Source organism: Streptomyces monashensis (assembly GCF_001866665.1).
Lineage (GTDB): Bacteria > Actinomycetota > Actinomycetes > Streptomycetales > Streptomycetaceae > Streptomyces > Streptomyces monashensis.
Window position 1 is genome coordinate 188,036 of the sequence record NZ_MLYO01000036.1, and the last position, 23,713, is coordinate 211,748.

22 protein-coding genes, 1 pseudogene and 1 riboswitch are annotated in these 23,713 nt (G+C 72.7%); of the genes and pseudogenes, 13 read left to right on the top strand and 10 right to left on the bottom strand.

What is annotated here, in order from left to right:
* Positions 1–174: 174 nt before the first annotated feature.
* The 5 genes and pseudogenes from BIV23_RS23095 (at position 175) to BIV23_RS23110 (ending at position 5,847) form a co-directional block, all read left to right on the top strand.
* The gene (locus BIV23_RS23095; protein ID WP_071382832.1) at positions 175–942 is read left to right on the top strand and encodes an ATP-binding cassette domain-containing protein; all 768 of its coding nucleotides are present in this window, start codon (positions 175–177) and stop codon (positions 940–942) included.
* The gene (locus BIV23_RS23100; RefSeq protein ID WP_071382833.1) at positions 929–3,013 is read left to right on the top strand and encodes a YhgE/Pip domain-containing protein; all 2,085 of its coding nucleotides are present in this window, start codon (positions 929–931) and stop codon (positions 3,011–3,013) included. The genes BIV23_RS23095 and BIV23_RS23100 overlap by 14 nt, the downstream gene beginning before the upstream one ends.
* Positions 3,014–3,060: 47 nt before the next feature.
* Positions 3,061–3,690 (top strand): TetR/AcrR family transcriptional regulator, encoded by a 630-nt coding sequence (locus BIV23_RS23105; protein ID WP_071382834.1) that lies wholly within the window; start codon positions 3,061–3,063, stop codon positions 3,688–3,690.
* A 445-nt stretch (positions 3,691–4,135) separates the two neighbouring features.
* Positions 4,136–4,240 (top strand): annotated as a pseudogene (locus tag BIV23_RS52025) (DUF4126 domain-containing protein); the annotation flags it as partial.
* A 95-nt stretch (positions 4,241–4,335) separates the two neighbouring features.
* Positions 4,336–5,847, top strand: coding sequence for a phytoene desaturase family protein (locus tag BIV23_RS23110; RefSeq protein WP_177240002.1), 1,512 nt, complete (start codon positions 4,336–4,338; stop codon positions 5,845–5,847).
* A 10-nt stretch (positions 5,848–5,857) separates the two neighbouring features.
* Here the strand turns inward: BIV23_RS23110 and BIV23_RS23115 are convergent, their stop codons facing one another.
* The 6 genes from BIV23_RS23115 to BIV23_RS23140 form a co-directional block, all read right to left on the bottom strand.
* The gene (locus BIV23_RS23115) at positions 5,858–6,796 is read right to left on the bottom strand and encodes an SCO2102 family sporulation regulator (RefSeq protein WP_071382836.1); all 939 of its coding nucleotides are present in this window, start codon (positions 6,794–6,796) and stop codon (positions 5,858–5,860) included.
* A gap of 56 nt (positions 6,797–6,852) precedes the next feature.
* Positions 6,853–7,776 carry a methylenetetrahydrofolate reductase [NAD(P)H] gene (gene metF / locus BIV23_RS23120; protein WP_071382837.1) on the bottom strand — a complete coding sequence of 308 codons (924 nt, stop codon included), beginning with the start codon at positions 7,774–7,776 and terminating at the stop codon, positions 6,853–6,855.
* Between the two features lie 154 nt (positions 7,777–7,930).
* Positions 7,931–8,578 (bottom strand): thiamine phosphate synthase, encoded by a 648-nt coding sequence (gene thiE, locus BIV23_RS23125; protein WP_071382838.1) that lies wholly within the window; start codon positions 8,576–8,578, stop codon positions 7,931–7,933.
* 100 nt (positions 8,579–8,678) lie between these two features.
* Positions 8,679–9,044, bottom strand: a complete 366-nt coding sequence (locus BIV23_RS23130; protein WP_071372419.1) for an Rv2175c family DNA-binding protein — start codon at positions 9,042–9,044, stop codon at positions 8,679–8,681.
* 74 nt (positions 9,045–9,118) lie between these two features.
* Entirely contained in the window at positions 9,119–10,351 is a 1,233-nt protein-coding gene (locus BIV23_RS23135) for an NAD(P)/FAD-dependent oxidoreductase (RefSeq protein WP_079173306.1), read from the bottom strand.
* Positions 10,352–10,383: 32 nt separating this feature from the next.
* Positions 10,384–10,734: an avidin-fold protein gene (locus BIV23_RS23140; protein ID WP_071382840.1), complete on the bottom strand. Its 351-nt coding sequence runs from the start codon at positions 10,732–10,734 to the stop codon at positions 10,384–10,386.
* 53 nt (positions 10,735–10,787) lie between these two features.
* Positions 10,788–10,899: riboswitch (TPP riboswitch) on the top strand.
* On the opposite strand from BIV23_RS23140, the gene thiO reads away from it, so the two are divergent.
* The 5 genes from thiO to BIV23_RS23165 all read left to right on the top strand — a co-directional run bounded on the left by thiO (position 10,897) and on the right by BIV23_RS23165 (position 16,105).
* Complete coding sequence (gene thiO / locus BIV23_RS23145) at positions 10,897–12,090, top strand: glycine oxidase ThiO (RefSeq protein WP_071382841.1); 1,194 nt, start codon at positions 10,897–10,899, stop codon at positions 12,088–12,090. Its footprint overlaps the riboswitch before it by 3 nt.
* Positions 12,087–12,293, top strand: a complete 207-nt coding sequence (gene thiS, locus BIV23_RS23150) for a sulfur carrier protein ThiS (protein WP_079173307.1) — start codon at positions 12,087–12,089, stop codon at positions 12,291–12,293. The genes thiO and thiS overlap by 4 nt, the downstream gene beginning before the upstream one ends.
* A gap of 3 nt (positions 12,294–12,296) precedes the next feature.
* Positions 12,297–13,091 (top strand): thiazole synthase, encoded by a 795-nt coding sequence (locus tag BIV23_RS23155; protein WP_071382842.1) that lies wholly within the window; start codon positions 12,297–12,299, stop codon positions 13,089–13,091.
* A gap of 133 nt (positions 13,092–13,224) precedes the next feature.
* Complete coding sequence (gene pknB, locus BIV23_RS23160; RefSeq protein WP_071382843.1) at positions 13,225–15,141, top strand: Stk1 family PASTA domain-containing Ser/Thr kinase; 1,917 nt, start codon at positions 13,225–13,227, stop codon at positions 15,139–15,141.
* Positions 15,142–15,211: 70 nt separating this feature from the next.
* Positions 15,212–16,105, top strand: a complete 894-nt coding sequence (locus tag BIV23_RS23165) for a deoxyribonuclease IV (protein WP_071382844.1) — start codon at positions 15,212–15,214, stop codon at positions 16,103–16,105.
* 22 nt (positions 16,106–16,127) lie between these two features.
* On the opposite strand, the gene BIV23_RS23170 is transcribed toward BIV23_RS23165, so the two are convergent.
* On the bottom strand, positions 16,128–16,760 hold the full coding sequence (locus tag BIV23_RS23170) for a sulfite oxidase-like oxidoreductase (RefSeq protein WP_071382845.1): 633 nt from the start codon (positions 16,758–16,760) through the stop codon (positions 16,128–16,130).
* Positions 16,761–16,943: 183 nt separating this feature from the next.
* On the opposite strand from BIV23_RS23170, the gene bfr reads away from it, so the two are divergent.
* Positions 16,944–17,423, top strand: a complete 480-nt coding sequence (gene bfr / locus BIV23_RS23175) for a bacterioferritin (protein WP_071382846.1) — start codon at positions 16,944–16,946, stop codon at positions 17,421–17,423.
* Here bfr and BIV23_RS23180 read toward each other — a convergent pair.
* From BIV23_RS23180 to BIV23_RS52030, 3 genes are all read right to left on the bottom strand, one after another.
* Complete coding sequence (locus BIV23_RS23180) at positions 17,420–17,668, bottom strand: (2Fe-2S)-binding protein (RefSeq protein WP_071382847.1); 249 nt, start codon at positions 17,666–17,668, stop codon at positions 17,420–17,422. The genes bfr and BIV23_RS23180 overlap by 4 nt on opposite strands.
* 159 nt (positions 17,669–17,827) lie before the next feature.
* On the bottom strand, positions 17,828–19,180 hold the full coding sequence (locus BIV23_RS23185) for a class II 3-deoxy-7-phosphoheptulonate synthase (protein WP_071382848.1): 1,353 nt from the start codon (positions 19,178–19,180) through the stop codon (positions 17,828–17,830).
* 117 nt (positions 19,181–19,297) lie between these two features.
* The gene (locus tag BIV23_RS52030; RefSeq protein ID WP_071382849.1) at positions 19,298–21,139 is read right to left on the bottom strand and encodes a choice-of-anchor P family protein; all 1,842 of its coding nucleotides are present in this window, start codon (positions 21,137–21,139) and stop codon (positions 19,298–19,300) included.
* Positions 21,140–21,667: 528 nt separating this feature from the next.
* On the opposite strand from BIV23_RS52030, the gene BIV23_RS53980 reads away from it, so the two are divergent.
* Positions 21,668–21,730 carry a trp operon leader peptide gene (locus BIV23_RS53980; protein WP_425442540.1) on the top strand — a complete coding sequence of 21 codons (63 nt, stop codon included), beginning with the start codon at positions 21,668–21,670 and terminating at the stop codon, positions 21,728–21,730.
* Between the two features lie 98 nt (positions 21,731–21,828).
* Positions 21,829–23,712, top strand: a complete 1,884-nt coding sequence (locus BIV23_RS23195; protein WP_071382850.1) for an anthranilate synthase family protein — start codon at positions 21,829–21,831, stop codon at positions 23,710–23,712.
* The last annotated feature ends 1 nt before the right edge of the window (position 23,713 follow it).

Here is a 23,713-nt window from a genome sequence, read left to right on the forward strand (position 1 = left end):
CGTCTGGGTGACGGCACGCCCTCGCACGGGTGTGCCGTATGTGCCCATCGTGAGGTATGCCACTGACAATCCGTTCTGACCTGGGGTTTTGCCTCGATCGAAGGTTCGGGCGTATTTTTGCACTGACCAGTCAGTTCAAATTACGGCGATCAGGCAGGGGGGCTTGTGGACGGCATGGACGTCACGGCCGAGGGCCTCGGACTCAAGGGACCGCGGGGGTGGGCCTTCCGCGGCGTCACCCTCGACGCGGAACCCGGCGCTCTCATCGCGATCGAGGGACCGTCCGGCTCCGGCCGCACGAGCCTGCTGCTCGCGCTCACCGGGCGGATGAAGCCCACCGAGGGCACGGCCGCCGTCGGCGGACTCGCCCTCCCGCGGCGCATGGCCGCGCTGCGCAGGATCAGCGCGGTGGCCAACGTGGCCGGGGTGACCGACCTGGAGCCGGCCCTGACCGTCGGCGAGCACCTGCGCGAACGGGCGCTGCTGCAGAGCCGGTTCGGCGACTCCCTGCGCGAGTTGCTGCGCCCCCGCCCGCAGCGCACGCACGAGGCACGGCTGCGCGTCGACGCGGCACTGGCCGCCGCCGGACTCGACCTCGAGACGCTCCCCAAGGGCTCGCGGACGGCCGTCCGAGACCTGGAGCGGCTCCAGGAGCTGCGCCTGTCCATCGCCCTGGCCCTCCTCGGCCGGCCCGGACTGCTCGGCGTCGACGACGCCGACCTGAAGCTCTCCGACACCGAGCGCGCCGAGGCCTGGGACCTGCTGCGGTCGGTCACGCGCGCGGGGACGACGGTCGCGGCCGTCTGCCGCACCGCGCCCGCGGACTGCGTGGCCGTACGGACCGGGGCGAAGGACACCGGGGCCCCGGCCCGCGAGGAAGCCGCCGACGACAGGAGCGGCGGGAACAGCGAAACCGAGGAGGACGCCGATGCGCTCGCCTAGGCTGGCCGCGCTCGAACTCAGGCGCTTCGGGCGCGGGAAGCTGCCGCGCGCCGCCCTGGTCGCGCTGCTCGTGCTGCCCCTGCTCTACGGCGCCCTGTATCTGTGGTCCTTCTGGGACCCGTACGGCCGCCTGGACCGCATCCCGGTCGCCCTGGTGAACGACGACAAGGGCGCCACGGCGGGCGGGAAGAAGATCACCGCCGGGGACGACATCGTCGCCGGGCTGCGCGACAGCCGGACCTTCGACTGGCACGAGGTGAGCGACGACGAGGCCCGCGCGGGCGTCGAGAACGGCACGTACTACCTGTCGCTGACGATGCCCGCCGACTTCAGCCACCGGATCGCGTCCAGTTCGGGAGACACCCCCGAGACCGGCGCCCTTCGCGTGCGTACCAACGACGCGAACAACTACATCGTCGGCCAGATCTCCCGGACCGTCTTCAACGAGGTGCGCTCGGCCGCCTCCGCCAAGGCCTCCCGCACCTTCCTCGACAAGATCTTCGTCTCCTTCTCCGACATCCACGGCAAGACCGTCACGGCCGCCGAGGGCGCCGACGAACTGAACACGGGCATCGGCAAGGCGGAGAAGGGCTCCCAGGACCTCGCCGACGGACTGAAGGACGCCAAGACCGGCAGCGGCAGCCTGGCCAAGGGCCTGAAGAAGCTGAACACCGGCGCGGGGGACCTCCAGAGCGGCTCCCGGCAGGTCGCCGACGGCACCCAGGAACTCGCCGACAAGGTCAACGGGGTCTACGACAAGGCCGGACCGTTCCTGAAGGACAACGAGAAGGGCATCGGGGACACCGCCCGGCTGGTCTCCGACTCGGCGAAGACCGTCAAGGACAACCTCGACGTCCTGATGAAGCTCGCACCCGTCGCCGACAAGACCGCGCACGGCTCCTCCGCCCTCCTCGACGAGGTCTACAAGGCGCGCTGCGGGACCGGCGTCCTCCCGGACCCCGTCTGCCCCGACCTCAAGCGGGCCCGCACGGCCGCCGACGAGGTCGCCAAGGTCGCCGACGACCTCGACACGCTGGTCGCCGACCAGGACGGCGACCTGAAGACGATGCGGGCCAACCTCGGCACGCTCCAGAAGCAGGCCGACGCCCTCGCCGCGCGCGCACCGCATCTGTCCGAGGACGTCGACGACGCCGTCAAGAAGATCGACGAGCTGAACGACGGCGCCCAGAAGGTCGCCACCGGCGCCAAGAAGCTGCACGCCGGCCTCGGCACCGCTCAGACCGGCGCGGACACGCTCGACCAGGGCATCGGCACGGCGGCCACCGGCGCCCAGACCCTGAACGGCGGCATGTACAAGCTGTCCGACGGCTCCGACCGGCTCGCCGGCGGGCTGCACGACGGCGCGAAGAAGATCCCGGACTACGACAAGCGCCAACGCGACACGCGCACCGGCGTGATGGCCGACCCGGTCCAGCTGGCCTCCCAGGACCTGCACAAGGCGCCCAACTACGGCACCGGGTTCGCCCCGTACTTCATCCCGCTGTCCCTCTGGGTGGGCGCGATGGTGGCCTACATGCTGATCCAGCCGCTCAACCGGCGCGCCCTGTCGGCCGGTTCGCCGGCCTGGCGGATCGCGCTCGCCGGCTGGCTGCCGGTGGTCGCCGTGGGCGTGCTCCAGGTGGCGGCGCTGATGGCCGTGCTGCACTGGGCGATCGGTCTCCAGATGCTGCACGCGGCGGGCACGGTCGGCTTCCTGTTCCTGGTCACCGCGTGCTTCGGGGCGATCGTCCAGTGGCTGAACGCCCGCTTCGGCGCGGCGGGCCGGATCCTGGTGCTGGCCCTGCTGATGCTCCAGCTCACCTCGGCGGGCGGCACGTACCCCGTGCAGACCAGTCCGGGCTTCTTCAACGCGATCCACCCGTTCCTGCCGATGAGCTACATCGTGGAGGCGCTGCGCCGGCTGATCACGGGCGGCGGGCTCGGCCCGGTCTGGCAGGCGTGCGCCGTGCTGGCCGCGTTCACCGCGGGCGCGCTCGCGCTGACCGCCGTCGCGGCCCGGCGCCGCCAGGTGTGGACGCTCGACCGGCTGCACCCGGAGCTGAGCCTGTGATCCCCGAGGAGACTCGGCACGCGCGCGTACCTGTGAGAATCGGGGCCATGGAAAGCAGCAGCGCCAGGTCCGGCGGCAGCACGCGCCGCGAGGCCACCCGGCAGAAGCTCTACGAGGCGGCCGTCACGCTCATCGCCGAGCAGGGCTTCTCCGCCACCACCGTGGACGAGATCGCCGAGCGGGCCGGGGTCGCGAAAGGCACGGTCTACTACAACTTCGCGAGCAAGTCGGTCCTCTTCGAGGAGCTGCTGCGGCATGGTGTGGGTCTGCTCACCGCCTCCCTGAAGGAGGCCGCGGAGCACACCGCGCGCGCGGGCGGCAGCAAGGTCGACGCGCTGGACGCGATGATCCGCGCGGGCCTGGTCTTCATCGACCGCTACCCGGCCTTCACCCAGCTGTACGTGGCCGAGCTCTGGCGCACCAACCGGGCCTGGCAGTCCACGCTGATGGTGGTCCGCCAGCAGGCCGTCGCGGTGGTCGAGGAGGTGCTGCGCGAGGGCGTGGCGGGCGGGGAGTTCAGCGACGAGATCGACGTCCCGCTCACGGCGGCCGCGCTGGTCGGCATGGTCCTGGTGGCCGCGCTGGACTGGAAGTCCTTCCAGCCGGAGCGCTCCCTGGACGACGTCCACGCGGCTCTGTCCCGGCTGCTCCAGGGGCGCGTGAGCGGCAGGGGCTGAGCGCCGCCGCCGAGGACAAGGGGAAAGGCGCCGGTCCCTTGCCGGACCGACGCCTTCCCGTTCCCCTTGTTCCCCCGTTTCCCCTTGTCCCCCGTACTCCCCGTACTCCCCGTACTCCCCGTACGGTCCTCCCCCGTCGGTCCCCCGTGGGCGGTCGTTCCCCGGGTCCCCCGTCTCGCTTCCGCCGACGGATCGGCGGAAGGAGCGGCCAGGTGGCGGGCGCCGTTCCGCCGCCCCGTGTCGGCGGTGCCGGGCCGCGCCCCCTTGCCGTGCCTCCACTGTCCCGTCCGCGCGGGCCGCAGCCCATCCGCGCAGGTACTCATCTCGCCACCTGAGTACGGATACTCAGCCGTACGCGCGCGTGCCCACGCCCGCGGCCCGCGCCCGGCCACAGTCGCGTCCGTGTCCATGTCCGTACTGCCTCTGGTCTTCACCAGCGGCCGGGCCAGTGGTCCGGCCGCTCGCGGGCGCCTGGGCGGGCGCGCTGCTCGCCGGGCACAGCGGCTCGGTGCCGGACGTGGCGGCTGGTCCGATCGGCGGCTCGACGGCGCCGGGAGGAGCGCCGGCTCGTCTCACGGGCTCCCTGACCTGCACCGGGGCCGCCCGCGGGCGGGACTGTCAGTGGCGGTCGATAAAGTCGCAGGCATGGCACGGATTGTGGTGATCGGCGCCGGGATGGGCGCGATGGCGGCCGCCGCCCGGCTGGCCGTCGCGGGCCACCGGGTGACGGTGTACGAGCGGACGGACACGTACGGCGGTGCGGTGCGCCGTCTTGAGCGGGACGGGTTCGCCTTCGACACCGGCCCGGGCCTGCTGACGCTCCCCGCGGTCTATCGCGATCTGTTCGTCAAGACCGGCAAGGAGCCGCTGGAGGACCACGTCGAGCTGGTCCAGGTCGACCCCTCCGCGCGGCACGTCTTCGCGGACGGCACGGAGGTGTCGGTGCCGAACGCCTCGCGCGCGGGCGTGGTCTCGGCGCTGGACGAGGCGCTGGGCGCCGGCGCGGGCGAGCGCTGGGGCGACTTCCTGGTACGGGCCCGGGAGGCCTGGGACCGCACGCGCAGGCCGCTGCTGGAGGAGCCGCTGTGGCCCAACTGGCGGGTGCTGGCCGACAAGGAGCCCTATCCCGGCGTCCCGCACAAGCGGCTGCTGCGCACGCGGCGCGCGAGCACGCTGGCCGAGATCGGCGCCTGGGAGCTGCGCGACGAGCGGCTGGCGGCCCTGCTGGAGAGCAGTGCGCTCGCCTACGGCCTGGATCCGCGGACCGCCCCGGCGAGCGCCGCCGTGCTGCCCTACATGGAGCATGCCTTCGGCACCTGGTATGTGCGGGGCGGCATCCGGGAGTTGGCGCGGGCGGTGTACGAGCGGTGCCTGAAGCGGCGGGTCGAGTTCGTCTTCGACGCGGAGGTCATGCGCATCCTGGACCAGGACGGACGGGCCACGGGCGTGGAGCTGCGGGACGGCACGGTGGCCGAGGCCGACCATGTCGTGGCGGACGTGGACCCGGCGCGGCTGAAGGTGATGACGGACCGCCCGCTCGACCAGGACGGGGATGTCCGGGCCGACCCGTTCACGACCCGTCCGGGGCGGTTCGCCGTGCTGCTGGCCCTGCGCGGCGGGCGCGAGTCCGGTGCCGCGCACCGTACGGTCGTCCACGCGCCGGACCCCGTGTCCGAGCTGGACTTCCTGTCCTCGGCGGAGGGGGACCAGCCGCCCTGGCCCACGGTGACCGTGCTGCGCCCCGACGATCCCGCGCTCAGACCGGACGACGGGCACGAGTCCATGGTGCTGTCCGCGGTGGTGCCGAGCGCCGTCGACTGGGACGACAAGGGCATGGTCCGGCGGTACACGGAGTATCTCCTCGACGCCGCCGGGGCCGCGGTACCGGACCTGCGGGACCGTGTCCTGTGGCAGGAGGTGCGCACGCCGGACGACTCCGACGACGAGACGAGTGCCTTCCTCGGCGCGGTGCCGGCCCCCGCGCTGGCCGCCGGCCGGGGCCATTATCTGCACCCCGCGAACACCACGCGGCTGCCCGGTCTGTACCGGGTCGGCGGGTGGTCCCACCCGGGCGGCGGCCTGGCGCACGCGGGCATGTCGGGTGCGCTGGTGGCGGGGCTGATCGTGGAGGGCCCGGAGTTCCGCGGCTCCCAGTGAGGGGACCTCGTCAGAAGCGGTACTGCTCGTCGTACCCGGCGCCGGGCTGCGGCTGCTGCGCGTGGCCGTGCGCCTGGCCCTGGTACGGGTACGGCTGCTCCTGCGGGAGTTCACCGCCGTAGGCCTCGTCGGTGCGCTGCTGCGGGACCCACACCCCGCCGGGCGGGGTCTCGCCGTAGCCGCCGCCGGCGTACGGGTCCTGGGCGTAGCCCTGCTGGCCGTACTGCCCGGTGTAGCCGGCGTCGTACCCGCCGCCGTAGGGCTGGCTGCCGATGTACGGGTCGGAGTAGTTGGCGTAGGCCTGCTGGTCGCCGGCGTTGTAGCCGTAGCCCTGCTGGCCGTAGCCGGAGTAGTCGTAGGCGTAGGCCTGCTGGCCGGTGCCCTGGGGCTGGGCCGCGTGGGTGGCGGTCTCGCCGTAGACGCCGTAGGAGCCGGTGTCCTCGGGCATGGGCTGGGGCTCGTAGACGGCGGTGGTCTCGGCGGCGGTGGCGTCGACGGGCCGGGCCGGGGTGAAGACGTCGTCGCGGTCGTAGTCGTAGCCCTCGTGGCCCTGCGCGTAGTCGGGCTGCTCGGGCTCGTGCTCGTCCTCGGGGGCGGCGGGCTCCAGGTCGGAGACCTCCAGCGTCGGGTCCTGCCGGTCCGCCCTGCCGCGCCGGCGCTTGCTGCTACCGCTGCCGGCGCCGCTCTCGCCGTCGGGCCGCTTGACCGCCCAGCCGGCGGCGAAGCCGCGGCGGAACGACAGCGTGACGTAGGTCTGGCCGACGGCGAAGGCGATGGCGCCCACGCCGATCACGATCACGGACGGCAACAGCACACCGACCACGACACCGAGGAAGCCGGCGAAGGCCAGCAGCCGCCAGCGCAGCCGCGCCTTGTACTGAAGCAGCACTTCGCCCAGCAACCACAGCGCGACGACACCGAACGCGATATAGAGGACCGTCCAGCCCATGTACGCCCCTCTCCCAGTGACCGCTACGCAGCATGTCCTATCGCGGTGCGGCCGGTCTAGGCCTGCGGGGGGTGGTGCAGGCCCAGGTTCTCGTAGATTTCCAGGGTCGCCGTGGAGTTGTTGAGCGTGATGAAGTGCAGTCCGGGCACTCCCTCGGCCAGCAGCCGAGCGCAGAACTCCGTGGCGAACTCGATACCGATGGAGCGTACCGCCGCCGGATCGTCCTTCGCTGTGAGGATCCGCTCTTTCAGGGCGTCCGGGAAGACCGCATTGCTGAGTTTGGGCAACCGTTCCAGCATCTTCACGCTGGTGACAGGGAGGACCTCCGGGATCACCGGGGTGTCACAGCCCGCGGCCACCACGCGGTCGCGCAGCCGGAGATACGACTCCGGCTGGAAGAACATCTGTGTGATGGCGTAGTCGGCACCGGCCCGGCACTTGTCCACGAAGTGGGCGACGTCGGTGTCCCAGTCCGCGGAACGCGGATGCATCTCCGGGAACGCGGCGACACCGACGCAGAAGTCGCCCGACTCCTTGATGAGCCGGACGAGATCGGCCGCGTAGGTCAGCCCCTTGGGGTGCGGGACCCACTGGCCCATGGGGTCGCCGGGCGGGTCGCCGCGCACGGCGAGCATGTTGCGGATACCGGCGTCCGCGTACTGGCCGATGATGTTGCGCAGTTCGGCGACGGAGTGGTCGACCGCGGTGAGGTGGGCGACCGGGGTGAGCGTCGTGTCGGCGACGATCTGCTGGGTCTCCTTGACCGTGCCCGCGCGGGTGGAGCCGCCGGCTCCGTAGGTCACGGAGACGAAGTCGGGCGCGACCGCCTCGACCCGGCGGAGCGCGCTCCACAGGTTCCGCTCGCCCTTGGGGGTCTTCGGCGCGGAGAACTCGAACGAGTACGTCGCCTTGCCGGTGGCGAGCATGTCACGCACGGTGCGTGCGCGATCAGTCCTGGTGGATGCGGTTCCTAGGGCCATACGGGCAGGTTAGCCAGGGGGCGGCGGTCCCCCAACCGGGCGCCGGAAATTTGCCCGAATTGTCGCCCCCCTGTCCATCCCTTGGACAAATTCATGGACAGCTCGCGGATGACCCCTCGGACAGGGCCGGCCAGGCGCCCACCCGCGCGGGCCCTCAGACCTGCCGCAGCCGCTTGGCGAACTCCGCCGCCGCGGCACCCGGGTCGTCCGCCTCCGTGATCGCGCGGACGACGACCACCCGGCGGGCGCCGGCCTCCAGCACCTCGTCGAGATTGCCGAGGTCGATGCCGCCGATGGCGAACCAGGGGCGCTCGGTACCGAGGGCGGCCGTGTGGCGCACCAGGTCGAGGCCGGGGGCGTGGCGGCCGGGCTTGGTGGGGGTGGGCCAGCAGGGGCCCGTGCAGAAGTAGTCCACGCCGTCCTGCACGGCGGCCGCGGCGGCCTCGGACCCGGCGTGGGTGGAGCGGCCGATCAGCACCTCGTCACCGACGATGGCGCGGGCCGCGGGGACCGGCAGGTCGCCCTGGCCGAGGTGGAGCACGTCGGCGCGGGCGGCGTGGGCGACGTCCGCGCGGTCGTTGACCGCGAGGAGCTTGCCGTGGCGGGCGCAGGCGTCGGCGAAGACCTCCAGGTGTGCCAGCTCCTCGGCGGCCTCCATGCCCTTGTCGCGCAGCTGCACGATGTCGACACCGCCGGCCAGGACCGCGTCCAGGAACTCGGGCAGGTCACCCTGGCGCCTGCGCGCGTCCGTGCACAGGTACAGGCGGGCACCGGCGAGCGCGGTGCGTGCGGTGTCGGACATGCGTGGGTCCCCCCGGGGTCGGTGGTGCTGACGGGTGTCGGGGGGTGCGGGCCGCCGCTCACGGCTGCGGCCCGCACGCCCCCTCGTGGCAGGGCTCGGCTCAGACGGCGAGCGCCTGGGCGCGGCGCTTCACCTCCGTACCGCGATTCTCACTCAGGGCCTGCGCGGGGGTGCCGGGCAGGGTCGGGTCGGGGGTGAAGAGCCACTCGATCATCTCTTCGTCCGTGAAGCCGTCGTCCCGCAGGAGCGTCAAGGTCCCGGACAGGCCCTTGACGACCTTGTCCCCGTCGATGAAGGCGGCGGGGACGTGCAGCGCCCGGTTCTCCCCTCGGCGTACGGCGATGAGCTGGCCCTCCTTGACCAGCTGCCGCACGCGCGTCACCTCGACGCCGAGCATCTCGGCGATGTCGGGGAGGGTGAGCCAGGCGGGGACGAGAGCATCGATCTTTGCGTCAATCTCGGTCACGTGAACAAGCCTGCCATCCCCCACTGACAGTCGGAAGTCAGACGGGTCCGGGCGAGCGGGTGTGGGAGGGTGTGCTATTCGGCGACGGCGTCCTTGAGGGGCCTGCCCGGATCCGCCAGCGCCCGCGCGTCCATCCTGCGCCCGGCCTCGATCAGCCTGCGTCCCTGGGCCAGGTCGCGCGGGCGGCCCACGGCCAGCAGGGACACCAGGCGGTCCGCGCGCAGCCAGCACACCGTCCAGGCCGGGCCCGCCGGGTCGCCGCGCCACACCAGGCGGTCGGCCGCCGCGTGGTGCCCGGCGTACTGCACGAACCGGCCGAACTGCTCGGACCAGAAGTACGGCACCGGGTCGTACTCCGTCGGGGTCTCGCCCATGATGTTCGCGGCGACCGTGCGCGGCCCCTGGAGGGCGTTGTCCCAGTGGTGGACGAGCAGCCGCTCGCCGTAGCGGGCCGAGGGGAAGGAGGCGCAGTCCCCGACGGCGTACACGTCCTCGACGCTGGTCAGCAGGCGGGCGTCGGCGACGATCTCGCCGTGTGCGCCCAGCTCGATGCCGGAGCCGGCCAGCCAGCCGGTGGCCGGGCGGGCGCCGATGCCGACGACGACGGCGCCCGCGGGCAGCCGCGTGCCGTCGGCGAGCACGACGGCGCCCGGCTCGACGCGCTCCACGCGCGCGTGGGTGCGCAAGGTGGCCCCGCTCTCCGCGTACCAGGCGGTCATGGGGGCTGCGACCTCGGCGGGCAGGGCGCCCGCGAGCGGCCGGTCGGCGGCCTCGACGACGGTGACCGCGCAGCCCGCCGCGCGCGCGGCGGTGGCGAACTCGGCGCCGATCCAGCCGGCGCCGACGACCACGATCTCGTGCTGCTCGGCCAGGACCGGCCGCAGCCGCTCGGCGTCGTCCAGGGTGCGCAGCAGATGCACGCCCGGCACGCCCTCGGTGCCCGGCAGGGTGATCGGCTCGGCGCCGGTGGCGAGGACCAGCACGTCGTACGGGACCGGGCCCGCCTCGGTGTCCAGCTCGTGCGCGGCCGGGCGCACGCCCAGCGCCGCGCAGCCGAGCCGCAGTTCCACGCCGAGCGACTCGAAGTCCACCTCGAAGGCGGAGTCCTCGGCCTTGCCGAGGAGGACGGCCTTGGACAGCGGCGGCCGGTCGTAGGGCTGGTGCGGTTCGGCGCCGATCAGGGTGACGGTGCCCTTGAAGCCTTGCTCGCGCAGGGCGACCGCGGTCTGCACCCCGGCCATGCCCGCGCCGACGACGACCACGCGCCGCCCCGCTGACATGCGTTCTTCCGCTGTCTGCTCACTCACCCGATCACCATAGACACGTGACAATCCGTCAGTCATGGGGCGTGCTCGGTGACCTGTTCCACAACACTCGTCCCGCTCCCCGCCTGCGACTCCCACTCCCAGGTCTCCGCCAGCCGCACCCGGCCGTCCGGCAGTTCCGCGACCGTGGACACGCAGTGGCCGCAGGAGGTCGTGCCGTCGGTCTTCAGCTGGACGTAGCGGAAGTCGAGCCGGTCCCCGTCCCGGGTGCCGACCAGATGGCCGCGGACCACGTCGCCGCCCGCGTACTCGGCCCAGATCTCGCCGTCCTTCTCGTGGTACAGGAACCGGGTGCGCGTACCCACCTGACCTGGGGCCTGGTCCGCGACCGGGGCGAGGATCAGGCCGTCGAGCGAGCGTGCCATGAGCGGGGGCTCCCTTACGGGTGAGGCGGGCTGCGGGCTAGGGTGGCCACCGTACAAGCACTCGCGGGAGCCCGGACGCACCGGGCTGAGAGGGAGGCTGGCGGCCTCCGACCGTACGAACCTGATCCGGGTCATGCCGGCGAAGGGAGGGGCTGGACGCCCATGCCGTCACGTACGTCCGACACATCCGACACGTCCGACGTCCTCGTCATCGGGGGCGGAATCATCGGCCTGGTCACGGCCTGGCGCGCGGCGCAGCGCGGGCTCGCCACGGCCGTGGTGGACCCCGAGCCCGGCGGCGGGGCCGCGCGGGTCGCGGCCGGGATGCTGGCCGCGGTCACCGAACTGCACTACGGCGAGGAGACCCTGCTCGCCCTCAACCTCGAATCGGCGCGCCGCTACCCGGACTTCGCGGCCGAGCTGACCGAGCTGACCGGCCACGACCTCGGTTACCGCCGCTGCGGCACCCTCCAGGTCGCGCTCGACGCCGACGACCGTGCCCATCTGCGGGAACTGCATGTCCTGCAGGAGCGCTGCGGCCTGGAGTCGCAGTGGCTGTCCGGGCGGGAGTGCCGGCGCCTGGAGCCGATGCTGGCGCCCGGGGTACGCGGCGGGCTGCGGGTCGACGGCGACCACCAGATCGACCCGCGGCGGCTCGTGGCGGCCCTCGTCGTCGCGTGCGAGCGCTCCGGCGTGGTGTTCCACCGCGCGTGGGCCGAGCGGCTGGACGTCGCGCGCGGCCGCGCCGCCGGGGTCACCCTCGCCGACGGCACCGCGCCGCGCGCCGGGCAGGTGGTGCTCGCGGCCGGCAGCCTGAGCGGGCGGCTCGCGGGCGTGCCCGAGGCGCTGCTGCCGCCGGTGCGGCCGGTGAAGGGGCAGGTGCTGCGGCTGGCCGTACCGCGCGCGTACGCGCCCTTCCTGAGCCGTACCGTGCGGGCCGTCGTCCGCGGCGGCCACGTCTACCTGGTGCCCCGGGAGAACGGCGAGCTGGTCGTCGGCGCGACCAGCGAGGAGCTGGGCTGGGACACGACGGTCACCGCGGGCGGCGTGTACGAGCTGCTGCGCGACGCCCATGAGCTGGTGCCGGGCATCACCGAGCTGCCGCTCACCGAGACCCGCGCGGGGGTGCGCCCCGGCTCGCCGGACAACGCGCCGCTGCTCGGCCCGTCCGGGCTCGACGGGCTGGTGCTGGCCACCGGGCACTACCGCAACGGGGTGCTGCTCACGCCGGTCACCGGCGATGTCATGGCAGGGCTGCTGGCCGACGGCGAACTGCCGGAAGAGGCCCGCCCGTTCACACCGCGGCGCTTCGGCGTCGCCGACCCGTCCGCCGTCCTTCAGGAGCAGCCCGCATGAACATCTCGATCTCTGTCAACGGAGAGCGCCGGGAGATCGTCGCGGGCACCGCGCTCGACTCCGTCGTCCGCTCCCTGGCCGCCGCGCCCTCCGGGGTGGCCGCGGCCGTCAACGAAACCGTCGTCCCGCGCGCGCAGTGGGCGAACACACCGCTGGGCGAGGGCGATCGCGTGGAAGTCCTCACCGCCGTGCAGGGGGGCTGAAGCATGGCCGACGATTCCCTGGTCCTCGGGGGTACGGCGTTCTCGTCGCGGCTGATCATGGGTACGGGCGGGGCGCCCAGCCTGGAGGTGCTGGAGCGGGCGCTGATCGCCTCCGGCACGGAGCTGACGACGGTCGCGATGCGACGGGTGGCCCCCTCCGTGCACGGCTCGGTGCTGTCGGTGCTGGAGAAGCTGGGCATCCGGGTGCTGCCGAACACGGCGGGCTGCTACACCGCCGGGGAGGCGGTGCTGACCGCGCGGCTGGCCCGGGAGGCGCTGGGCACTGACCTGATCAAGGTGGAGGTCATCGCCGACGAGCGCACGCTGCTGCCGGATCCGGTGGAGACGCTGGAGGCGGCGGAGACGCTGGTGGACGAGGGGTTCACGGTGCTGCCGTACACCAACGACGATCCGGTGCTCGCGCGGAGGCTGGAGGACGTCGGGTGCGCGGCGGTGATGCCGCTGGGCTCGCCGATCGGTTCGGGGCTCGGTATCCGCAATCCCCACAACTTCCAGCTGATCGTGGAGCACGCGCGCGTACCGGTGATTCTGGACGCGGGGGCCGGTACGGCGTCCGACGTGGCGCTGGCCATGGAGCTGGGGTGTGCCGGGGTGATGCTCGCCTCGGCGGTGACCCGCGCGCAGGAGCCGGAGCTGATGGCCGCCGCGATGAGGCACGCGGTGGAGGGCGGCCGGCTGGCCCGGCTGGCCGGGCGGATCCCCCGCAGGCACTTCGCCGAGGCGTCGTCGCCCACGGAGGGGATGGCCCGGCTGGACCCCGAGCGTCCGGCGTTCTAGGGCTCTGCGCGTCTCTCCGTGCGCCCGCCCGGGCGGGCGGGCGTGCGGGAAGCGTCACAGGTCGGCTTCAGTAGCCGGCGGGAACCGGGCTCGGAGCGGGGTTTGTCGGTCGGTCCTCGTAGACTCCCCTTTCGTGGATACGACCCTTCAGGACCCCCTCGTCGGGCAGGTGCTCGACGGCCGCTATCGCGTCGACGCGCGGATCGCCGTCGGCGGGATGGCCACGGTCTACCGGGCCCTGGACACCCGGCTGGACCGCGTTCTCGCGCTGAAGGTGATGCACCCGACGCTCGCGGCCGACGGCACCTTCGTCGAGCGGTTCATCCGGGAGGCGAAGTCGGTCGCCCGGCTCGCCCACCCCAACGTCGTCCAGGTCTTCGACCAGGGCACCGACGGGTCGTACGTGTACCTGGCGATGGAGTACGTCGCCGGCTGCACCCTGCGCGACGTGCTGCGCGAGCGGGGGGCGCTGCAGCCCCGCGCGGCCCTCGACATCCTGGAGCCCGTCCTCGCCGCGCTCGGTGCCGCGCACCGGGCCGGGTTCGTGCACCGGGACATGAAGCCCGAGAACGTGCTGATAGGCGACGACGGGCGGGTCAAGGTCGCCGACTTCGGGCTCGTGCGGTCCGTGGACACCGTGACCAGCACCACGGGCGCCGTGCTCGGGACCGTGTCGTACCTCGCGCCCGAGCAGATCGAGCAGGGCACCGCGGACCCGCGCGTCGACGTGTACGCGTGCGGTGTCGTCTTCTACGAGATGCTGACGGGGGACAAGCCGCACTCCGGGGACTCCCCCGCGCTGGTGCTCTACAAGCACATACACGAGGACGTGCCGCCGCCCTCGGCACTGGTGCCGGGGCTCGCCCCGGAGCTGGACCGGCTGGTCGCGGCGGCCACCGCGCGCACCCCGGAGCTCCGCCCGCAGGACGCCGTGGCGCTGCTCGCCCGGGTGCGCGAGGCACGCGAGGGGCTGAGCGCCGAGCAGCTGGACGCGGTGCCGCCCCAGGCGCTGTCCGCGGAGCACGACAACGCCGGGGACCGGACGAGCGTGATCCCGCGCTCGCTGACTGTGCCCCGCCCGCTGCCCGTGGGCGAGCACGAGTCCCTCGACGGCGTCCGGCACACCAGCCGGCTCCAGGCCCCGCCCGTGCCGCGCCGCAGGCGCCCGAAGCACCTGCTGCTGACCGTCGTCGCCGCTGTCCTGGTGGTGTTCGGCGTGGGCACGGGCGTCTGGTACATCAACTCCGGCCAGTTCACGACCGTCCCGCCGCTGCTGTCCAAGACCGAGGCGCAGGCGCGCGAGCGGCTGCAGGCGGCCGGGCTCGACGTCGGGCCGATCAAGCGCCAGTACAACGACGCCGTCCAGCGCGGCACGGTCATCAGCACGGACCCGGCGCCCGGCGCCCGGATCCGCGGCCACGACGCGGTGGCCCTGACCGTCTCGCTGGGCCCGGAGACGGTGAACGTGCCGGACGTGACGGGCCGGCCACTGGCCGAGGCGCGCAGACTGCTGAAAGCGGACGGGCTGGAGCCGGGCATGGTCACCCGGGAGTTCAACGACGGCGTCACCGAGGGCTCCGTGATCGGTACGACCCCGCAGGCGGGCACCAAGCGGCACGCGGGTTCCGCGATCGCGCTGGTCGTCAGCAAGGGCAGCCCGGTCGACGTCCCGGACGTCACCGGCGACGACCCGGCCGACGCCCGGCAGACGCTGACCGGCGCCGGGCTGAAGGTCGTGATCGCGCCCGACCGGGTCAACTCCGAGTACGACAACGGCAAGGTGGCCCGGCAGAGCCCGGGCGACGGCAGCCAGGCCGCGGCGGGCGACACGGTGACGCTGACACTGTCCAAGGGCCCGCAGATGGTCCAGGTGCCGGACGTGACCGGGGACAGCGTGGCCGACGCGCACAAGGCGCTGGAGGGCGCGGGCTTCAAGGTCAGCGAGGACCGCGGGCTGCTCGGTCTCTTCGGGGACACCGTGCAGAAGCAGTCGGTGAAGGGCGGCGGCACGGCGCCCAAGGGCTCGACGATCACGATCACCATCCGGTGACCCGGGGCGCGGGTACGGGCTGACGGGGACCGTGGTCCGGCGGCCGGGGCGGGCATGACACCCTGAACGGGTGAGTCCCCAGCAGTCGTCGCTTCCCCGCGTCCCCCTGCCCCGCAACCCCGTCGGCGGGCACGTGCCCGTGGCCGGCGGCCTGCACACGGTCGGGCTGTCGTACGCCCGCACGCTGAAGGCGGAGACCGTGCAGGTCTTCGTGGCCAACCCGCGCGGCTGGGCCACGCCCACCGGCAACCCCCGGCAGGACGAGGCGTTCCGCGCCGCCTGTGCCGAGGAGTCGATCCCGGTGTACGTCCACGCCCCCTACCTGATCAACTTCGGCTCCCACACCGAGGCGACCGTGGAGCGGTCGGTGGAGTCGCTGCGGCACTCGCTGCGGCGCGGACGGGAGATCGGCGCGCTGGGCGTGGTCGTGCACACGGGGAGCGCGACCGGCGGGCGGGAGCGGTCGGTGGCGCTGCGGCAGGTGCGCGAGCGCATGCTGCCGCTGCTGGACGAGCTGACCCACGACGACGACCCGTTCCTGCTGCTGGAGTCCACGGCCGGGCAGGGCGCCTCGCTGTGCTCGCGGACCTGGGACTTCGGGCCGTACTTCGAGGCGCTGGACGCCCATCCGAAGCTGGGCGTGTGCCTGGACACCTGCCACGTCTTCGCCGCCGGCCACGACCTGACCGGCCCGAGCGGCATGCACCAGACCCTGGACCTGCTGGTGGACACGGTCGGCGAGGGGCGGCTGAAGCTGATCCACGCCAACGACTCCCAGGACGTGGTGGGCGCGCACAAGGACCGGCACGCGAACATCGGCGCCGGACACATCGGCGAGGATCCGTTCCGGGCGCTCATGACCCATCCGGCGACCGAGGGCGTGCCTTTGGTCATCGAGACGCCCGGCGGCCCGGAGGGGCACGCGGCGGACGTGGAGCGGCTGAAGAAGCTGCGGGACGCGTAGCGGCCGCACCGGCCGCCGAGGGCTACAGCTCCGGGCCCTCCCCGGGTTCCTCCTGGTAGGAGTAGCGCTGTTCCTTCCAGGGGTCGCCGATGTTGTGGTAGCCGCGTTCCTCCCAGAAGCCGCGGCGGTCGGCGGTCATGTACTCCACGCCCCGGACCCACTTCGGGCCCTTCCAGGCGTACAGGTGGGGGACGATCAGGCGGACCGGGAAGCCGTGCTCGGCCGTGAGCAGCTCGCCGTCCTTGTGGGTGGCGAAGATCGTGCGGTCGGAGGCGAAGTCCGACAGGCGCAGGTTGGAGCTGAAGCCGTACTCCGCCCAGACCATCACGTGGGTGACGTCCGGCGCCGGCGGGGCCAGGTCCAGGATCGCGGCAGCCGGGACGCCGCCCCACTCGGCGCCGGTCATGCTGAACTTCGTCACGCAGTGCAGATCGGCCACCACGGTGGTGTACTGCAGGGCCGTGAACTCCTCGTGGCCCCAGGTGTGCTTGTCGCCGTCGGCGGTGGCGCCGAAGACCCGGAACTCCCAGCGCTCGGGGCGGAACTTCGGGACGGGTCCGTAGTGGGTGACCGGCCAGCCACGCTGGAGCCGCTGACCCGGCGGGAGCTCGGACCCCGCCGCCGCTCCAGACTCTCGCTCCACCGGATGACCCATGTAACCATCCTGACAGACCTCGGGCAGTGCCCTTGACCATCCCTCCGGCGTCCCCCGCGAACCGGACATGAGATCCCAAGTCAGGGCGAACTCACTAAGTATCCACTTACTGGACGATCTTCGTTGCCGATGCAATCATGCGGCCGCACACCTCCCCCGTCCCCCGTGGAAGGAGCCGCTGCGATGCAGGGCGACCCCGAGGTCATCGAGTTCCTCAACGAGCAGCTCACCGGCGAGCTGACCGCGATCAACCAGTACTTCCTGCACGCGAAGATGCAGGAGAACTTCGGCTGGTACAAACTCGCCAAGTACACCCGGCACGAGTCGTTCGACGAGATGAAGCACGCGGAGGTGCTGACCGACCGGATCCTGTTCCTGGAAGGGCTGCCGAACTACCAGCGGCTGTTCCACGTCCGCGTCGGACAGAGCGTGAAGGAGATGTTCGAGGCGGACCGGCAGATCGAGGTGGAGGCGATCGACCGGCTCAAGCGCGGCATCAAGGTCATGCGCGAGAAGGGCGACATCACGTCCGCGAACATCTTCGAGGACATCCTCGCCGACGAGGAGAACCACATCGACTATCTCGACACCCAGCTGGAACTGGTGGAGAAGCTCGGCGAGGCGCTCTACATCGCGCAGATCATCGAGCAGCCGGAGAGCTAGGCCGCTTCCGCGATGCCGGGTGCCGTCGGCGGCTCCAGCTCCGCCAGGACCGGCCTGCCCTGGTCGGCCAGCTCGCGGCGGGGGCAGGCGCCGCGGCCGAGGAGGGCCTGGATGCGGCGGACGCAGGAGCCGCAGTCCGTGCCCGCCTTGCAGGCGGAGGCTATCTGGCGGGGGGTGCAGGCACCGCCCTGCGCGTGCTGCTTGACCTGGTCCTCGGTGATACCGAAGCAGCTGCACACGTACACGCGGATTCACCTCCCGACGGGATTTCCGTATGGCGCCATCCCCTTGATCGGTGAGGCAAACCTAACCTTACCCGCCGGGCAGGGCCCGCAAAAGTGGGGAGGGGCGCGGATCGCATGTGATCCGCGCCCCAGATCGTCCCGGGCCTGTCAGCAGGCCGGTCACTGGTCCCGGTACATCTCCGCGACCAGGAAGGCCAGGTCGAGCGACTGGCTGCGGTTCAGCCGCGGGTCGCAGGCCGTCTCGTAGCGCTGGTGCAGGTCGTCGACGAAGATCTCGTCGCCGCCGCCCACGCACTCGGTGACGTCGTCGCCGGTCAGCTCCACGTGGATGCCGCCCGGGTGGGTGCCGAGGCCCTTGTGGACCTCGAAGAAGCCCTTGACCTCGTCGAGCACGTCGTCGAAACGGCGGGTCTTGTGCCCGGAGGCCGCCTCGAAGGTGTTGCCGTGCATCGGGTCGGTCACCCAGGCCACCGTCGCGCCGGACGCCGTGACCTTCTCGACCAGCTCGGGGAGCTTGTCGCGGATCTTGTCGGCGCCCATGCGGACGATGAAGGTCAGCCGGCCCGGCTCCCGCTCGGGGTCGAGGCGGTCGATGTACTTCAGCGCGTCCTCGGCCGTCGTCGTCGGGCCGAGCTTGATGCCGATCGGGTTGCTGATCCGCGAGGCGAACTCGATGTGCGCCCCGTCCAGCTGGCGGGTGCGCTCGCCGATCCAGACCATGTGCCCCGAGACGTCGTACAGCTTGCCGGTGCGGGAGTCGACCCGGGTGAGGGCGGACTCGTAGTCCAGCAGCAGCGCCTCGTGCGAGGAGAACAGCTCGACGGTCTTGAACTCCTCCGGGTCCGTGCCGCAGGCCCGCATGAAGTTCAGCGCGTTGTCGATCTCCCGCGCGAGCTGCTCGTAGCGCTGGCCCGAGGGCGAGGTCCGCACGAAGTCCTGGTTCCAGGCGTGCACCTGGCGCAGGTCCGCGTAACCGCCGGTGGTGAAGGCACGCACCAGGTTCAGCGTGGACGCCGAGGCGTTGTACATGCGCTTAAGGCGCTCGGGGTCCGGGATCCGGGACTCCGGCGTGAAGTCGAAGCCGTTGACGGAGTCGCCCCGGTACACCGGGAGGGTCACGCCGTCGCGGGTCTCCGTCGGCTTGGAGCGCGGCTTGGAGTACTGCCCCGCGATCCGGCCGACCTTCACCACGGGCACGGCGGCCGCGTAGGTGAGGACGGCACCCATCTGGAGCAGCGTCTTCAGCTTGTTGCGGATGTGGTCCGCGGACACCGCGTCGAAGGCCTCGGCGCAGTCGCCGCCCTGGAGGAGGAACGCCTCTCCCTTGGCGACGGCCGCCATCCGGGCGCGCAGCTGGTCGCACTCGCCCGCGAAGACGAGCGGCGGATACGACTCGAGGTCCGCGATCACTGCGCGCAGAGCCTCAAGGTCGGGGTACTCGGGCTGCTGCGCCGCGGGCAGGTCTCGCCAGGTGTTGCCAGCGCTCGCGCTGGTCTTAGCGTTCACGGTCACCCTCTACACCTTACGGGGTGCGGTCACGGAGCCCCTCATTCGCTCATCACGTGAGACGCATCCCGCCCGGATGTGGGAAACGGGCCCCCGCGCACAGGGGCCCGTTCCCGGCGGCGGTCAGCCGCAGTTGTGCGCCGCCGAGGTGCTGGACGCGACGACCACGTCCACCCCGGGGGCGGTCAGGTGCACGGCGTTGACGGTGAGGCCGCCGTCCGCCGTCCTGACCTGCTCGTTCACCACGAGCTTGGCGCCCACGACCCCGAGGTCGACGGACTCGTTCGCGCTGCCGTCGATCTTGACCGGGACTCCGGCCACGGTGAGCGTGAGGTCCGTGGTGCCGGACACCGCGCCGCAGCTGCTGGTCGAGACCGCCTTGATCCCGGACACCTTGAGGACGGGCAGGCCCGGCAGGCCGACCGTGGCCTCCTCCAGGGACGCCGTGGAGGTGGCGCCGCCGGGTCCGGCCTTGGTGTCGACCCGGGCACACAGCGTCTTCGAGGTGAGCACGAGCGTGCTGATGCCGGCCGTGCAGGGCGGGGCCGTACTGCTCGCGCCCGCGGTGCGCACGGTGCCCGTGTCGGGCGTCGGCGGGACGGACACCACCGGCAGGCCGAGCAGCGAGACGTCGGCCGACAGGCCGTAGGCCCGCCCGGTGACGTACTGGAGCCGCACGGTGTCGGACGCCTCGGAGGGCAGGTAACCGTCGTCGCCGGCGAAGGACGCCTTGACCGGGACGGTCGCGTCGGCGTTCAGCGGGGCGTCGACCGAGGCGATGGTGCACGTCGCCGCGCCCTGGGCGTCCGTCGTGCCGTCGCAGGACTGGGTGCCGAGCGCGAAGCTCACCTTCTTGTCGGCGACGGGTGCGCCGGCGTCGGTGGTGAGGGTCGCGGACAGGGTGGCCGGGGATCCGTCGGAGACGGTCTTCGGGCCGGTGTAGGCGAGCTTGGTCGTCTTCTTCTGCGGGGGCGGCGGAGGCGTGCCGCCGGTTCCCACGTCGATGAAGTCCCGGTCGATGCCGATCGTGACACCGCCGTGGCTCTCGGACAGATCACCCGCGTACTGGTGGACGCGCTGGTGGTCGGCCCAGAGGCCCGCCGGGATCGCCGGGTCGTCGGTCGTCGCCCGGTCGTTCCAGCGGGCGGTGTCGATCACGTCGGGCAGGGTGATCTTCCCGGCCGCCGCGACGAGGTCGGGGGTCAGGGACGCCCCGCCGCCGTAGGCGCCGGAGCGGTAGCCCAGGTCGTGCAGCCGCTTGGTCCAGGCGTCGAGGTAGGCGAGCACCCGGGAGGTGTTGTCGCCGCCGGGCGGGTAGTTCTCCATGTTCTCGTAGATCACCGAGCCCGCGCCGAGCCCCAGCGCCTTCGCCTGCGCGACCGCGTCGTCGGCGGCCGCGCTGCCCTGCGGGACCGGGTCGGTGATGACCGTGCAGCGCCCGCCGCAGCTGCCCGAGTCGGCGGTGGCCTGCTTGCCGACGTAGATCGGGAGGAAGCGCCAGCCGTTCGTGTACTGGGTCTGCACCCACTGGGCGCTGAGGTTCGCCTGGGGGCAGCCGCGGTTCTCGCCGCCGATGTAGACGCCGACGGCGCCGTAGCCGGAGGAGCCCTTCCAGGCGTTCATCGCGGCCTGGCTCGGGGCGTCGCAGGCGTCGAAGCCGGTGCCCTGGTACGAGGTCGCGTCGGCCGGTACGGCGAGCGCGGCCGGCGCGGCGGGCGGCGCCGCGGTCCGCGCCGAGGCCACCGGCAGCCCGGCACCGGCGAGCACCCGCCGGATCCCGGCACGGTCGGCGCCGTAGCCGGCCGTGACGGTGATGCCTGCGGCGGTCGCGCTGTACGTCCGGGAGGTGGGGTTCTCGGTGACGGCGGCCCTGGTGGCGTTCGAGGGCCGGACGAGCAGCGCCTCGGTGCGGCCGGTCACGTCGGCGGGACAGTTCTGCCGGGCGCCCGGTGTGCCGAGGTACACGGCGTGCCGGTCGAAGCGGACGCAGGTGGCCGGATCCTTGTCGAGGTCGACGACCTTCCAGTCGGCGGGGACGGTGAACGTGTGCCCCCGGTAGTGGATCGCGGTGGTGCCGCCCTGCGTGGAGCCGGCGGGTGCGGTGGCGGCCTGTGCGGTCGCGAGCGGTGCGGCGCCGAGAGCCGCAGCGGCGACGAGGACGGTCAGCGCCCGGGCGGCGCGCCGTCTCGGCCGCGGACGCGGCCCTGAGGACAGTGATGTGGAAATGACTTTCTCCTCCCCCGTGGGACGAAAGCGGTCCGGGGGAAGACTGGGAGCCAGATCGTGTACGCGTCAATAAATGACGCTCAATTGCCGGTTTTTTCGGCCTACTTCCACTTGCGGAGCGTCGGCGCGCCAGGCGTGGGGGCGCTGTGGGGACGGCGTGAAGCAGCCGGTCGCCGGACGCGGGCAGGGCCGGACCCAGCCTCCGGGAAGCGGGTGTCGGACGGATGAACCCGCCAGGGCTTGGCCGGATCGGGTAGGGTGCCGGACATGTTCGCGCACTCGACCCTGAACCAGAACTGGTGGTGGACCGCTCGTCCGGCGGCCCACTGACTGCGCGTACCCAGACTTCGCGAAGGCCGCCCGAGGGGCGGCCTTCGGCGTTTCCGGGGCCGGGCCGTTCCTCCCACCGCACGAGGAACCGAGGAGCCATGGACCTGACCCGACTGCTGGACGACGACCGCCCGTTCGCCCTTCTGCGCCGCCGCGCACCGGGCCGCGACCACGACATGGTCGAGCTGCTGCGCGGCCCCGTCACGGCCCGCGACCGGCTGGCCGACCTCCCCGACGAGGGCCTGGCGCTGGTCCCGTTCCGGCAGATCCGCGAGCGCGGCTTCGACGTCCGCGACGACGCCACGCCGCTGCTGGTGCTGATCCCCGAGGAGTCGTACGAGATCCCGCTGGAGCGGGCCCTGGAGCAGCTCCCCGGGCACGAAGTCCGGGTCGAGGACGGCGGGTTCGACATCGAGGACGAGGAGTACGCCGGGATCGTCGGGCGGGTGCTGGCCGAGGAGATCGGCCGGGGCGAGGGCGCCAACTTCGTGATCCGGCGGACGTACGAGGGCGGGATCCCGGGCTTCGGGCGCGCGGACGCGCTGGCGCTGTTCCGCCGGCTGCTCGCGGGCGAGCGGGGCGCGTACTGGACGTTCGTGGTGCACACCGGGGACCGCACGCTGGTCGGGGCCAGCCCCGAGGTGCATGTGCGGATGTCCGGCGGCACGGTCGTGATGAACCCGATCAGCGGGACGTACCGCTATCCCGCCGAGGGCCCGACCCCGGAGCACCTCCTCTCCTTCCTCGCCGACGGCAAGGAGATCGAGGAGCTGTCGATGGTCGTCGACGAGGAGCTGAAGATGATGTGCACGGTCGGCGACATGGGCGGGGTCGTCGTCGGACCGCGGCTGAAGGAGATGGCCCATCTCGCGCACACCGAGTACGAGTTGCGCGGGAAGTCGTCGCTGGACGCGCGGGAGGTGCTGAAGGAGACGATGTTCGCGGCGACCGTGACCGGCTCGCCGGTGCAGAACGCCTGCCGGGTCATCGAGCGGTACGAGCCGGGCGGCCGGGGCTACTACGCCGGTGCGCTGGCGCTGCTCGGCCGGGACTCCGGGGGCGCGCAGACCCTGGACTCCCCCATCCTGATCCGCACGGCCGACATCGACGCGGCCGGCCGGCTGCGGGTCGGGGTCGGCGCGACGCTGGTGCGCGGGTCGGATCCGGCGAGCGAGGTCGCGGAGACCCACGCGAAGGCGGCGGGCGTGCTGGCGGCGCTCGGGGTGCGGCCGGCCCGGCCGCGCGCGCAGCGGGAGTCACCCCGGCTCGCCGACGATCCGCGGGTGCGGGCCGCGCTGGACGAACGGCGGTCCTCGCTGGCCCCGTTCTGGCTGCGGATGCAGGAGCGGCTGCCCTCGCTCGGCCGGCACGCCCTGGTCGTGGACGCCGAGGACACCTTCACGGCGATGCTGGCGCACGTGCTGCGCTCGGGCGGCCTCGAGGTGAGCGTCCGGCGCTACGACGAGCCCGGGCTGCGGGCGGCGGTGCTCGCGCACGAGGGTCCCGTCGTGCTGGGCCCCGGCCCCGGCGACCCGGCCGACCCGGCCGACCCGAAGATGCGGTTCCTGCGGGAGCTGACGGCGACCGTGCTGCGGGAGCACCGGCACGGGGTGCTCGGCGTGTGCCTCGGGCACGAGCTGATCTCGGCCGAGCTGGGCCTGGACATCGTACGGAAGGGGGTGCCGTACCAGGGGGCGCAGACGGCCGTGGACCTGTTCGGGCGCGAGGAGACGGTCGGCTTCTACAACAGCTTCGTCGCCCGCTGCGACGACGAGGCGGCCCGGGAGCTGGCCGCGCACGGCATCGAGGTGAGCCGGGCCGCGAACGGCGAGGTGCACGCCGTTCGGGGCCCGGGCTTCGCGGGCGTGCAGTTCCACCCGGAGTCGGTGCTCAGCCTGAACGGGGTGGCGATCGTGCGGGAGTTGGCCGGCGGGCCCCGTCCTCGAACGCCGGACGGGCCGCCCTGTGCCGACCGGCGCTGAG